This is a genomic window from Allobosea sp. GW821-FHT03A12 (assembly GCF_058986765.1).
Window position 1 is genome coordinate 246,811 of record NZ_JBYSVZ010000006.1, and the last position, 12,580, is coordinate 259,390.

Here is a 12,580-nt window from a genome sequence, read left to right on the forward strand (position 1 = left end):
CGCGCCGGCCATGATCGTTTTTCGGCCAGTTCTTGAGCCGCTTCGACAACAGGCGTATAATGTTCTGGACCAAGCGCCTCGTGCGCGAGGCGCCGTGGTTGGATGATCTTCACCGATGGAGGTGATCATGTTGACCGCGAATATGAGTGGAAAACGGCCGCAGGACTGGCTCAACCTGATCCTCGGCGCACTCCTGTTCATCTCGCCCTGGATGATGGGCTTCCTGGCCGACACCATGCCGACCCGCAACGCCTGGCTCGTCGGCGCCGTGCTTGCCCTGATCGCAATCGCGGCGCTCACCGCCTTCGCCGAATGGGAGGAATGGGTGAATCTGGCGCTCGGCCTCTGGCTGATCGCCGCGCCCTGGGTGCTCGGCTTCACCGGCAATACCAGCGCCTTCCGGACACATCTGGTGCTCGGCCTGCTGACGGCGTTCGTCTCGGCCTGGGCGGTCTGGAACTATCGGCACGAGCCGCATGCCACGGCGTGAACGGCGGGCCGGGCTCGCCAACCAGCGGGCCCGGCTTCCGCTGTCTGGAGCCGCGAAAGCGCTCAGTGACCGCTGCGCGCCCTCGCGATCGCATCCTCGATGCCGCTCCAGGCCGGTTTCTCGGGCGCGAAACGCCCGCGGAGATAGGCCGCGAGATCAGCAATCTGCCGATCGTCGAGCGCGGTGGCGAAGGACGGCATCGAGCCGATGCCGTGCTGGCCGCCTTCGAGCAGCATATTGAACAGGTTGGTCGGCGTTCCCGCATGCAGCTTCGACGACAGGCCGAGCGCCGGCCCGGCATTGACGAGCGGCGCGGCGCGGCCGGTCTCGTGGCAGGCGGCGCAGGCACCCTCATAGAGGCGCGCGATTGGCGAGGTCGCGGGATTGGCGGCCCGCGCGGTCTGCTGCTCGATACGCGCCACGAGCACTTCGGCTTCAGCAGCGGGTAGCGGTTCGTTCAGGGACGCAAGATAGGTCGCCATCGCCCGGATATCGGCGTCCGGCAGCTCTTTCAGCTCGGCGATCACAGGCGCCATCGGACCAGCGGCCGCGCCATGCTGCTGCGAGGTGCCGGTCTTCAGATAGGCGTAGAGCTCCGCCTCGCTCCACGGGATCGGCCCGGCCGAAAGCCTGGTCAGCGCCGGCGCCTCCCAGCCTTCCGCCTCGCCGCCGGCGAGATAGGCGCTGCCGCCCTTCTCGGCCCCGAGCGCATTGCGCGGCGTGTGGCAGGCGCTGCAATGGCCGAGCCCGTCGACGAGATAGCGCCCACGATTCCATTCGGCCGAGCGCGCCGGATCAAGCTTCAGCTCGCCGCCACGGTTGAACAGCAGGTTCCAGCCGGCCATGAGCGGCCGCAGGTTGAACGGGAAAGTGAGCCGGCTCGGCTCATTGTCCTGCCGCACCGCCGGCTGCGACATCAGGAAGGCATAGAGCGCCTGCAGGTCGGCCTCGCTCGCCTTGGCAAAGCTTGGATAGGGGAAGGCCGGGTAGAGCTGGCGGCCGTCGCGATGCAGGCCGGCGCGCATCGCCCGCTCGAAGGCGGCATAGGACCAGTTGCCGATGCCGGTCTCGACATCGGGCGTGATGTTGGTGGTCATCACTGTGCCAAACGGCGTCGGCAGAGCGAAGCCACCGGCATAGGGCACGCCATCCTTGCCAGTGTGGCAGACGGCGCAAGCGCCGAGCGCGGCGAGCTGGCGGCCGCGCTCGATCGTCGCCGCCGACCAGGTCGACGGGTCCGGCCGGGCGATCGGAGCGATCGCCGGTGCGAGGGCGAGCGAGACCGCGGCGAAGGTTGCGGCGCCCGCCACGGCGGCACCGAGCTTGCTCCACCAGGGCAGGCGCCTGCTCGGCTCGCGCGGCGGGGCTTTGAGCAGCGTCGTGCCGTTGAGGCCGGCGAGCACGCGCTCCGGCGTCAGCGGCAATTCGCGGAAGCGCACGCCGGTCGCATCGAAGACGGCGTTGACGATCGCCGCCGCGCTCGGGACGGAGGCCGACTCGCCCGCGCCCATCGGTGGCAGATGCTGGCGATCCATCAACATGACGTCGATCGCCGGCAATTCCGGGAAGGTCAGCACCGGGTAGGAACCCCAGTCGCGGCTGGCGACGGCGGTGGTCTGCGAGAACGTCACTTCCTCGCGCAGCACCCGGCTGGTCGATTGCAGGACATTGCCGTGGATCTGGTGCGTCACCCCGGCGGGGTTGACCATCATGCCGGTGTCCTGGCCGACGGTGACGCGATTGACCGTGACCTCGCCGGTCGTCCGGTTGACCGCGACATCGGCGACCCAGGCGGCCCAGGCGGCGCCGACGCCCGGCCAGCTGCCATGGACATAGCGCGCCTGGGCGAAGCCGCGCCCGCGCAGGACGTCGCCGTCGGCTTGCATGCGCGGACCGACATGCGGCTGCCAGTTCGCCCGCTCGGCCGTGGCGCGCGTCAGCTCGGCAGCACGCTCGTCATTGATGTGGCGCAGGCGGAATTCGACCGGATCGACGCCGGCCTCATGCGCCAGCTCGTCGATATAGCTCTCATGGGCGAAGACGTTCGGCATGGCCGAGACGCCGCGCAGCCAGGATGCCCGCACGATCGGCGGCATGTCATAGGCCGTCAGCCGCATGGTCTCGTAATTATACGAGGGCACCGCGGTGCGATCGCCCATCCGGAGCGCCGCCGGCTGGTTCGGGATGCGGCCGGTCAGCAGCAGCGCCAGGGTCGGCGCGGCGTTCGACGGGTACCAGGTGTGGAAGTCATAGGCCTTGAGCGATCCGCCTGGTCCGAGCCCGCCCTTGATGTCGATCAGCTGGGCCGCGCCCTTCGGCTCCCAGAGGTGTTCCTGCTCGCGGGTGAGCTGGACGCGGACGGGGGCACCGACCGCGCGCGAGAGCAGCACGGCGTCGGCGACGACGTCGTCGGCACAGTTGCGGCCATAGCAGCCGGCGGCCTCGAAGCGGATGACGTCGATCCGCTCCTTCGGCAGGCCGGTCAGCAGAGCAAGGTCGTGCTGCAGTGGGTAGGGATTCTGGCTGCCGGTCCAGACGGTGATCCCGTCCTCGCGCACATCGGCGACGGCGCAGGACGGGCCGATCGAGCCGTGCATGTGGTAGGGCCAGACATAGGTCCGGTCGAGCCGCGTCTCCAGGCTCTCCAACGCAGCGTCGACATCGCCCTCCTCGGCGAGGAGGCGTGGCGTCGAGGGATGGGTGCGCAGCGCCTGGCCGAGATCGGAGAGATCCGGCGGGGTGAACTCGCGCCATTCCGTCCGGAGCTTTGACGCGGCTTCCGCTGCCTGTTCCTCGCGCTCGGCAACAATACCGATGAAATCGCCCTCGACCACCACAGCGCGGATGCCGGGCACATCGGCGATCGAATCGCGATCGACCGAGATCAGACTCTTGCCGACGAAGTCGCCGGCATCCATGCCGGCATAGGGCGGGCGCACCACCCGGCCATGCAGCATGCCGGCGACGCGGACATCGTGGACGTAGGCGAAGCTGCCGGTGACCTTGGCCGGGATGTCGACGCGGGCGACCGAGCGGCCGACGAGCTTGTGCTGGTCGACCTGCTTGAACTCAGCGCTTTCAGCCAACGGCAGCAGGATGCGCTCATTGGCGAGCAGTGTGTCGAGCGCGATCGCCGGCGCGGTCTCGCCCTTGCGCGAGATCACGCCATCGCTGAGCGAGATCTCGTCCTCGCCGCAGCTCAGCGCGGCGGCGGCGAGGGTGATCAACCTGGCGCGGATTTGCGTCGCCGCGATCCTGATCGCCAGCGAGGTGACCTGGATCGTCTCGCTGGCGATGGTCGGACCCTGATCGGGCGTCTCGGTGGTGTCGCCCAGCACCATCTCGACTGCGGCGAACGGAAAATCGAGCTCTTCCGCGACCATCTGGGCCAGCGCAGTGCGGATGCCGGTGCCGAGGTCGACATGGCCGTTGAAGGCGAGGATGCGGCCTTCCGCCGTCAGGCAGACATGCAGGTCGAGCCCGTCCTCGGGCGCGGCGTCGGCCGGAGCGCCCTTGCGCGGCGCGACCACGCCGATGATGCCGGCGCGCTTCAGCAGCGTCTTGCGGGAGAGGGGGTCGCTCATGGTGCCGCCACATCCTGCCGGCCGCGCTCGGCGGCGAGCAGCACCGCCCTGACGATCTCGACATGGGTGCCGCAGCGGCAAAGATTATGGCGCAGCGCCTCGCGCACCTCCGCCTCGCTCGGATCGGGCTGGACGTCGAGAAAGGCCTTCGCCGTCATCACCATGCCGGAGATGCAGTAGCCGCATTGCGCCGCCTGCGCGTCGATGAAGGCCTGCTGGATCGGATGCGGCGCCTCGACGCTGCCCAGCCCTTCGAGCGTGACGATCTCGCGGCCCTCAGCCAGCCTGACCGGTAAGGCGCAGGCGCGCGCCGCCTGGCCGTCGACCAGCACGGTGCAGGCACCGCATTCGCCGAGGCCGCAGCCGAATTTCGGGCTGTTGAGGCAAAGGTCGTTGCGCAGGAAGAACAGCAGCGGCGTCTGGGCTTCGCCCTCGATCTCATGGCTCGCGCCGTTGACGCGAAGCGTGAAGCGCTTCCTCGTCCTCATGGCTCGCCCAGGCGGGGCGAGGCGCGCCTGATCGTCCTGATCGTCACGGCCACCGAGATCGTTCGTATACGAATGAGAATAATGACAAATTGAAGGAGGCTGCAAGCGGGATCTTGGTGGGAAGGCCCACTCCGTCATGCTCGGGCTTGACCCGAGCATCTCAGGCCGGAGGAGGTTCCGGTCAGCGCCTTCTCGTCATGAGATTCCCGGGTCTGCGCTTCGCTTCGCCCGGGAATGACGGCCAGATAGCACTCAATGCCGGACCGACGGGATCTTCTCAGCCGGCGGGGTGTTGCGGCTGATGCCGCTGCGGACGATGCCGTCGATCACGATCATGCCGATGCCGGGCAGGTCGCCGAGCTGGATCGAGTCGAGGAAGTTCTTGCCGGCCGAATGCTGGGCCTTGTCCATGAAGACGAAATCGGCGGCGCGGCCGACCTCGATCAGCCCGCAATCCAGGCTGCGCATCCGAGCGGTGTTGCCGGTGGCGAAGCAGAAGGCGACCTCGGCCGGGACATCGCCGAGCGAGGACAGCATCGAGACCATTCTGATGATACCGAGCGGCTGCACGCCCGAGCCCGCCGGCCCGTCGGTGCCGAGGATGACGCGCTTGAGATCGCCCATCTCGCGGGCGACGCGCAGCGTATAGAGCGCGGCACGCTCATTGCCGTTATGCACCAGTTCGAGGCCGCGCTTGCAGCCCTCGCAGATGCAGCGGATCTCCTTGTCCGGCAAAGCGGTATGGCCGCCATTGATGTGCCCGACCACATCGGTATCGGCTTCCAGCACGACATCGGCGCCGATCAGCCCGGAGCCGGGGATCGAGGGACCGCCGGTGTGGATGGTCGACTGGATCCCGTATTTGCGGGCCCAAGCCACCATTTCCCTGGCGCGCGCCCCGTCCTTGACACCGCCGAGGCCGACCTCGCCGAGTAGCTTCACCCCGGCATCGGCCAGGTCCTTGAAGTCCTGCTCGACCATGCCGGGCTCGATCACCGGCGCGCCGGCATGGACCTTGACGCCGCCGGGGCGGAAGGCGGTGAAGGCGCGCTGGGCGTAGATCGCCATCGCCTTCAGGCCGACAATGTCCTTGGGCCGTCCGGGGGTGTGGACTTCGCCAGCCGAGATCATGGTGGTGACGCCGCCATGCATGGTCGAGTCGATCCAGCCGAGCTGGTTCTGGCGCGGCGTCCAGTCGCCGGCGACCGGGTGGACATGGCTGTCGATCAGGCCGGGCGAGAGCACCGTGCCGTGGGCGTCGATGACGGTGTCGGCTCCTTCTGTGTCGAGATCCTTGAAGCGGCCGACCGCGGCGATCCGGCCGCCGATGGCGACGAGTGTATCGGCTTCGAGGATCGGGCGCTCGATGTCGCCGGAGAGCATCAGGCCGATATTCTTCACCACGAGCTTGTGGGTGCTGCTGACTGTCGTCGCCTGCTGTTCAGCCATCGTATCCGCCCTGTCGTCCGTTGCCCAAATCCGCCGCCATCCTCATCGCCACAAGCCCGATTGACAAGCACGGTAGGATGCGAGATATTGTTTGTGTACGAATGAATTTCTGCCCCGTTCGAACCCGGCTGTCAAGCAGCAAGGATCGCGCATGCCTTACGCCGTCACCAGCGCCTGCATCCGTTGCAAGTACATGGATTGCGTCGAGGTCTGTCCGGTCGACTGCTTCTACGAGGGCGAGAACATGCTCGTCATCCACCCGGACGAATGCATTGACTGCGGCGTCTGCGAGCCGGAATGCCCGGCCGAGGCGATCGTCGCCGACAGCGCCGACGGCGCCGAGCAATGGCTGGCCTTGAACGCGAGGCTGGCGCCGCTCTGGCCGAACATCACGCAGAAGAGCGAGCCGCCGGCCGATGCCGACGACTGGAAGGGAATACCGGACAAGATCGACCTGCTTTCCGAACGTCCGGCAATGTGATATTGGGTGGCCTGCATCCGATAATCTGCTAAATCGCTAGACTATCTAAGGATCGACGAGATGAGCAATTTCTACGAGGAGCGCGTCCTCTCCGTCCATCACTGGACCGATACGCTCTTCAGCTTCACGACGACCCGCGACACGACCTTCCGCTTCAAGAACGGCCAGTTCACGATGATCGGGCTCAAGGTCGGTGAGAAGCCGCTGCTGCGCGCCTACAGCGTCGCCAGCACCAATTACGACGAGAACCTCGAGTTCTTCTCGATCAAGGTGCCGGACGGCCCGCTGACCTCGCGCCTGCAGAACCTGCAGGTCGGCGACCCCATCATCATCGGCAAGAAGGCGACGGGCACGCTGGTGCTCGACAACCTCAAGGACGGCAAGCGCCTGTTCCTGCTCGGCACCGGCACGGGCCTCGCGCCGTTCCTCTCACTGATCCGCGATCCCGAGACCTATGAGCGCTATGAGAAGGTCGTGCTCGTGCATGGCTGCCGCCAGGTCTCGGAGCTGGCCTATGGCGAGCGCATCCAGCAGGAACTGCCGAACGACGAGTTCCTGGGCGAGATGATCCGCGAGCAGCTCGTCTATTATCCGACCGTGACGCGCGAGCCCTTCCGCAATCGCGGCCGCATCACCGACCTGCTGACCTCCGGCCAGCTCTTCAGCGATACCGGCATGGGCCCGTTCGATCCGGCCGGCGACCGCTTCATGCTCTGCGGCAGCCCGCAGATGCTGGTCGACCTCAAGCAGATCTTCGACGAGCGCGGCCTCGAGGAAGGTAATCACGGCGAGGCCGGCGACTACGTCATCGAGAAGGCTTTCGCCGAGCGCTGAGACCCGGCGCAGATCATTCAGGACGGCCGGCCTGTTCCCGCAGGCCGGCCGTTCTGCATTTGCAGTCCGCCTTGCGCTTTTGCCGAATGCGCCCTGGCCTGCTACCTGTCCGGCAAATCACTTCCGCAGACGAGCAGCACCATGACCGATACCCTCCCCGACCGCCTGTCCTCCAACCCCAACAGCCCCTTCTACAACGAAGAGCTGCTGGCGAAGGATATCGGCGTCCGCTTCAAGGGCGTCGAGAAGACCAATGTCGAGGAATATTGCATCAGCGAGGGCTGGGTGCGCCTCACCGCCGGCAATGCCAAGGACCGCCACGGCAACCCGATGACGGTCAAGCTCAAGGGCACGGTCGAGCCCTATTTCCGCAACGCCGAGTGAGAACTGCCGCGGGCGATCGCCAGCGCGAAAGCGGCGGTCGCCAGCACCGATAGTCCGGCACGCATGGTATGGAGTGCCCCCCAGCGCTCGATCAGTGCCCGGCTGGCCGCGCCGGCCTGCTCGGCGCCGAGCGCAAGAAGCGCGTCGTTCACCGGGGCGATCACGATCAGCGTGAACGGCAGGTTGGCGAGCATCAGCGCCGCGCCGACCAGCCAGAGCGGATTCCGCGCCCACCAGAAGGCGAGCACGCCGACAAGGCTCGCCAGCACGGCGAGCCCGGCCTGCATCCGCGCCGCGCGCGGATAGCTCTCCTGCCAGTGCCGCAGCAGCGGAGCATCAGCGAGTGTGAGCCGCGCCGGCTGCTCGGCGACGAGGATGTAGATCGCAGCGCCGGCGAATAAGGTCGCCAGGATCAGGGCGACGAGGCCCGTGGCGGAGGCGCCGCTTTTCCGCGCGATCGCTTCGAGATGAGTGTCAGGCATGGCCATCTCCTCGAAATGAACAGCATGCTATATATCATTGCATAGTATGCTGTTCAACCGCAATCTCGTCGGATCGAGCCTTGCATGACCAGCTTCAAGACCAGTTCCGCCGGCTATCTCGCCAACCATGTCGCCCGCCTGTTCGCCCGCGAGCTCGCCGAGGCGGTGCGCCCGCTCGGCCTCGCCCCGGCGCAATTCATGGTGCTGCTCGAGCTCTGGCGCGACGAAGGGTTGACGCAGAAGGACCTGGTCGGACGGCTCGATGTCGAGCAGGCGACCATGGCGGCGACGCTGGCCCGGATGGAGCGCGATGGCTTGATCGAGCGCCGGCCGGATCAGGCCGATGCCCGCGCCCGCCGCATCCAGCTCACCGCGCGGGCCAGGGCATTGCAGGAATCAGCGCTCGCCGCCGCCAAGGGCGTCAATGCGCGCGCTCTTGCGGACTTCTCCGAAGACGAGCGTGAGGTGCTGCTATTGGGCCTGCGCCGGATCGTCGGCGCTCTCTCGCGCAGCGCCGAGCTGGGTTAGCCCAGCTGCTTGTAGAAGAAGGTCGAGCCGCAATCTCGCCCGTCCGGCATCAGCGCATAGCGCGGGATGGTGCCGACCTCCCTCCAGCCCAGCCGGGTGTAGAGGCGGCGCGCCGCGCCGGCCTCGTCGGTGTCGAGCACCAGGAGGTCGCGCCCGAGCGCCAGCGCGCCCGCCTCGGCCGCCCGCATCAGGGCCTCGCCGATGCCACGGCGGCGGGCGCGCGAATGCACCAGCACCTTGGCGATCTCGGCGCGGTGCGGCTGGTTCGGCTTCCCGACGGGATGGAGCTGCGCTGTGCCGACGATGCCGCCGCCGTCGCGCGCAGCGAAGAGCAGGATGCGGCCGGCGGCGACCTCGGCCGCGATGCCGCGCCAGAAGCTCTCGAAATCGGCGGATGTGTTCCAGTCCATGAAGCCGACCGAGGCGCCGTTCGCCACGGAATCGCGCAGTACCTCCGCCAGAGCCGGCACGGCCGCCAGCGCTCCATCGCCGTCGAGCTGTTCGATGGTCGTCGTGTCTGGCGCCGTCATGATCCGTCTCCTCGCGCCGCCAATCAGCGGCGCAATCCATTATGCAAGATTAATTCCAACATAATGGATTATACCAAAGCAAGATCACCGCAGCCCGCCGTCAACCCGGATTTTACGACGTTCGGCGAATCCTCGTCTCGCCGGCGCAAATCCAGCAGGTGATTTCCGAAAAAGTCACGGGCTCGCGTTCTACTCGGAAAGTGGGAGACGCCGGAGACGGCGCCGGCGCGACGGGAGGCGTCGATGAACAGGGGGCTGGAATTCATCGGTCGCTCGGTGGTCCGCTTCATCACGCGCAGCAAGGCCCAGAGCGATCCTGTCGATCGCAAGGCCATGGCCCGGCTGGAAGCTGCGCTGCGCCCCGGCGACGTGCTCCTGGTCGAAGGCCGCATGAAGGTCTCGGCCGCGATCAAGTACCTGACGCAGTCGACCTGGTCGCATGCCGCCCTCTATGTCGGCGATACCGGCAAGGTCAGCCCGGAGGGCGAGCCGCTGGTGCTGGCCGAGGTCGAGATGGATGTCGGCTGCGTGCTCTCGCCTTTGTCGAAATACGGCGCCTTCGGCACCCGGATCTGCCGGCCACAAGCGCTCGACCGCGAAGGTCGCCAGACCGCCGTCGACTATGTGCTGGAACGGCTCGGCACCCAATACGACCTGAAGAACATCCTCGACCTGGCGCGCTGGCTAATTCCGGTGCCGTGGGCTCCCGCCAGCCTGCGCCGGCGGATGATCGCGCTCGGCTCCGGCGATCCGACGCGGGCAATCTGCTCGACCCTGATCGCCCAGGCCTTCGAGGCGGCGCGCTATCCCGTTCTGCCGACGGTCGAATACGCGCAGGCGATGGGCGAGGAGACCATCCGGGAAATCCTGCACATCCGGCATCACTCGCTCTACATGCCGCGCGACTTCGACATCTCGCCCTATTTCTCGGTGGTGAAGCCGACGCTGGAGGCTGGTTTCGACTATCGGGCGCTGAACTGGGCCAAGGAAAGGCTGCTCGCGGCGGAGTGAAACGGCCGGCGATCGCCGCAAACCGGTGGCGCGACCCTTGGCGCAACCCGCGCGCACTGCTATGGCGCGCGCATGAGCACCCGCAGCTTCGACAATATCCGCAACTTCTCGATCGTGGCCCATATCGACCACGGCAAGTCGACCCTCGCCGACCGGCTGATCCAGCAGACCGGCACGGTCGCCGCGCGCGACATGAGCGAGCAGATCCTCGACTCGATGGACATCGAGAAGGAGCGCGGCATCACCATCAAGGCGCAGACCGTCCGGCTGGACTACCAGGCCGAGGACGGCAAGACCTACATCCTCAACCTGATGGACACGCCCGGGCACGTCGACTTCGCCTATGAGGTCTCGCGCTCGCTGGCCGCCTGCGAAGGCTCGCTGCTGGTCGTCGACGCCTCGCAAGGCGTCGAGGCGCAGACGCTCGCCAATGTCTACCAGGCGCTCGACGCCGGGCACGAGATCGTCACCGTCCTCAACAAGATCGACCTGCCGGCCGCCGAGCCGGAGCGGATCAAGCAGCAGATCGAGGACGTGATCGGCCTCGACGCCTCCGAGGCCGTGCCGATCTCGGCCAAGACCGGCCTCAACATCGAGGGCGTGCTCGAAGCGATCGTCCAGAAGCTGCCGGCGCCGAAGGGCGATGCCGAAGCCCCGCTGAAATGCCTGCTGGTCGACTCCTGGTATGACGCTTATCTCGGCGTCGTCGTGCTGGTGCGCGTCATCGACGGCGTGCTGAAGAAGGGCATGACCATCCGGATGATGCGCGCCAACGCCAGCTACGGCGTCGACCGCGTTGGCGTGTTCAAGCCGAAGATGCTCGAAGTGAAGGAGCTCGGTCCCGGCGAGGTCGGCTTCTTCACCGCCTCGATCAAGGAAGTCGCCGACACCGCCGTCGGCGACACCATTACCGACGACCGCAAGCCGATCGCCGAGCCGCTGCCGGGCTTCAAGCCGGTGCAGCCGGTGGTGTTCTGCGGCATCTTCCCGGTCGACGCCGCCGATTTCGAGGTGCTGCGCAGCGCCATGTCGCGGCTGCGCCTGAACGATGCCTCGTTCTCCTATGAAATGGAGACCTCGGCGGCGCTCGGCTTCGGCTTCCGCTGCGGTTTCCTCGGGCTGCTCCATCTGGAGATCATCCAGGAGCGGCTGGAGCGCGAGTTCAACCTCAACCTGATCTCGACCGCGCCCTCGGTCGTCTATCATCTCAAGCTGCGCGACGGCTCGACGCTGGAGCTTCACAACCCGGCCGACATGCCGGACGTGATGAAGATCGAGTTCATCGAGGAGCCGTGGATCCGCGCCACGATCTTCACTCCGGACGAGTATCTCGGCTCGGTGCTGAAGCTCTGCCAGGACCGGCGCGGCCTGCAGATCGACCTCAACTATGTCGGCTCGCGCGCCAAGGTCGTCTACGACCTGCCGCTGAACGAGGTGGTGTTCGACTTCTACGACCGGCTGAAGTCGATATCGAAGGGCTATGCCTCCTTCGACTACAACATCACCGACTATCGCGAGGGCGACCTCGTGCGCATGTCGATCCTGGTCAATGCCGAGCCGGTCGATGCGCTCTCCATGCTGGTCCACCGCTCGCGCGCCGACGCCCGCGGCCGGGCGATGTGCGAGAAGCTCAAGGAGCTGATCCCGCCGCATATGTTCCAGATTCCCGTCCAGGCCGCCATCGGGGGCAAGATCATCGCCCGCGAGACCATCCGGGCGCTGCGCAAGGACGTGACCGCCAAGTGCTATGGCGGCGACGCCTCGCGCAAGCGCAAGCTCCTGGACAAGCAGAAGGAAGGCAAGAAGAAGATGCGGCAGTTCGGCCGCGTCGAGATTCCGCAGGAAGCCTTCATCGCCGCGCTGAAGATGGACGACTGAGCGACCTCGCTCAGCCGCCTCGTCTGCGGTTCAGGGAACCATCCCTTCAGCCACGGTGTTGATCCAAAGCCTTCAACCGAAGGGAGGACTGCATCGTGGACAGACGCTCTTTCCTCGCAAGCCTGATCGGCGGCTTGGCCGCCGCCGCCAGCCTCGGCACGGCCGCGCTCGCAGCGCCGCAGCCGAAACCGGCGGTAGAGCCTCACCGGCCCGACGAAACGCCCCAAGTCGATCCGGAAGCGCTCGACAAGACCGAGACCGACTACGCCCGATATCATTATCACCGCCACCGCCGGCGGCATTGGCGCAGGCGGTATTGGCGCCATCGCCATTATCGGCGACGCTATTATTATCGCCGACGCTGGCGGCCGCATCGCCGCTACTACTACCGCCGCCGCTACTGGTAGGCACTCCGTCCACCCCGCGCAGGCCTGGGCCGCA

13 protein-coding genes are annotated in these 12,580 nt (G+C 66.8%); 8 read left to right on the plus strand and 5 right to left on the minus strand.

Annotated features, from left to right (window positions below):
• The first annotated feature begins 127 nt into the window (after window positions 1-127).
• Window positions 128-490 carry an SPW repeat protein gene (locus tag AC3WLC_RS23490; RefSeq protein WP_493686330.1) on the plus strand — a complete coding sequence of 121 codons (363 nt, stop codon included), beginning with the start codon at window positions 128-130 and terminating at the stop codon, window positions 488-490.
• 62 nt (window positions 491-552) lie between these two features.
• Here the strand turns inward: AC3WLC_RS23490 and AC3WLC_RS23495 are convergent, their stop codons facing one another.
• The 3 genes from AC3WLC_RS23495 to AC3WLC_RS23505 form a co-directional block, all read right to left on the minus strand.
• Window positions 553-4,074, minus strand: a complete 3,522-nt coding sequence (locus AC3WLC_RS23495; RefSeq protein WP_493686331.1) for a molybdopterin cofactor-binding domain-containing protein — start codon at window positions 4,072-4,074, stop codon at window positions 553-555.
• A complete protein-coding gene (locus AC3WLC_RS23500) occupies window positions 4,071-4,562 on the minus strand; it encodes a (2Fe-2S)-binding protein (RefSeq protein ID WP_493686332.1) in 492 nt (163 codons plus the stop codon). The genes AC3WLC_RS23495 and AC3WLC_RS23500 overlap by 4 nt, the downstream gene beginning before the upstream one ends.
• Window positions 4,563-4,814: 252 nt before the next feature.
• A complete protein-coding gene (locus tag AC3WLC_RS23505) occupies window positions 4,815-6,011 on the minus strand; it encodes an amidohydrolase family protein (protein ID WP_493686333.1) in 1,197 nt (398 codons plus the stop codon).
• 151 nt (window positions 6,012-6,162) lie between these two features.
• Here AC3WLC_RS23505 and fdxA point away from each other — a divergent pair, with 151 nt between their 5' ends.
• The 3 genes from fdxA (at window position 6,163) to AC3WLC_RS23520 (ending at window position 7,710) form a co-directional block, all read left to right on the plus strand.
• Window positions 6,163-6,492, plus strand: a complete 330-nt coding sequence (gene fdxA, locus AC3WLC_RS23510) for a ferredoxin FdxA (protein ID WP_091835349.1) — start codon at window positions 6,163-6,165, stop codon at window positions 6,490-6,492.
• Window positions 6,493-6,552: 60 nt separating this feature from the next.
• Complete coding sequence (locus AC3WLC_RS23515; protein ID WP_493686334.1) at window positions 6,553-7,326, plus strand: ferredoxin--NADP reductase; 774 nt, start codon at window positions 6,553-6,555, stop codon at window positions 7,324-7,326.
• A gap of 141 nt (window positions 7,327-7,467) precedes the next feature.
• Window positions 7,468-7,710, plus strand: coding sequence for a DUF3297 family protein (locus tag AC3WLC_RS23520; protein WP_091836060.1), 243 nt, complete (start codon window positions 7,468-7,470; stop codon window positions 7,708-7,710).
• Here the strand turns inward: AC3WLC_RS23520 and AC3WLC_RS23525 are convergent.
• On the minus strand, window positions 7,689-8,192 hold the full coding sequence (locus tag AC3WLC_RS23525) for an anthrone oxygenase family protein (protein ID WP_493686335.1): 504 nt from the start codon (window positions 8,190-8,192) through the stop codon (window positions 7,689-7,691). The genes AC3WLC_RS23520 and AC3WLC_RS23525 overlap by 22 nt on opposite strands.
• Before the next feature lie 84 nt (window positions 8,193-8,276).
• Between AC3WLC_RS23525 and AC3WLC_RS23530 the strand changes: the two genes are divergently transcribed.
• The gene (locus AC3WLC_RS23530; RefSeq protein ID WP_493686336.1) at window positions 8,277-8,720 is read left to right on the plus strand and encodes a MarR family winged helix-turn-helix transcriptional regulator; all 444 of its coding nucleotides are present in this window, start codon (window positions 8,277-8,279) and stop codon (window positions 8,718-8,720) included.
• Here the strand turns inward: AC3WLC_RS23530 and AC3WLC_RS23535 are convergent.
• Window positions 8,717-9,250: a GNAT family N-acetyltransferase gene (locus AC3WLC_RS23535; RefSeq protein WP_493686337.1), complete on the minus strand. Its 534-nt coding sequence runs from the start codon at window positions 9,248-9,250 to the stop codon at window positions 8,717-8,719. The genes AC3WLC_RS23530 and AC3WLC_RS23535 overlap by 4 nt on opposite strands.
• Window positions 9,251-9,493: 243 nt before the next feature.
• On the opposite strand from AC3WLC_RS23535, the gene AC3WLC_RS23540 reads away from it, so the two are divergent.
• From AC3WLC_RS23540 to AC3WLC_RS23550, 3 genes are all read left to right on the plus strand, one after another.
• Complete coding sequence (locus tag AC3WLC_RS23540) at window positions 9,494-10,261, plus strand: YiiX/YebB-like N1pC/P60 family cysteine hydrolase (RefSeq protein ID WP_493686338.1); 768 nt, start codon at window positions 9,494-9,496, stop codon at window positions 10,259-10,261.
• Window positions 10,262-10,333: 72 nt separating this feature from the next.
• On the plus strand, window positions 10,334-12,139 hold the full coding sequence (gene lepA / locus AC3WLC_RS23545) for a translation elongation factor 4 (protein ID WP_493686339.1): 1,806 nt from the start codon (window positions 10,334-10,336) through the stop codon (window positions 12,137-12,139).
• Between the two features lie 95 nt (window positions 12,140-12,234).
• Window positions 12,235-12,546, plus strand: a complete 312-nt coding sequence (locus AC3WLC_RS23550; RefSeq protein ID WP_493686340.1) for a hypothetical protein — start codon at window positions 12,235-12,237, stop codon at window positions 12,544-12,546.
• Window positions 12,547-12,580: the final 34 nt, after the last annotated feature.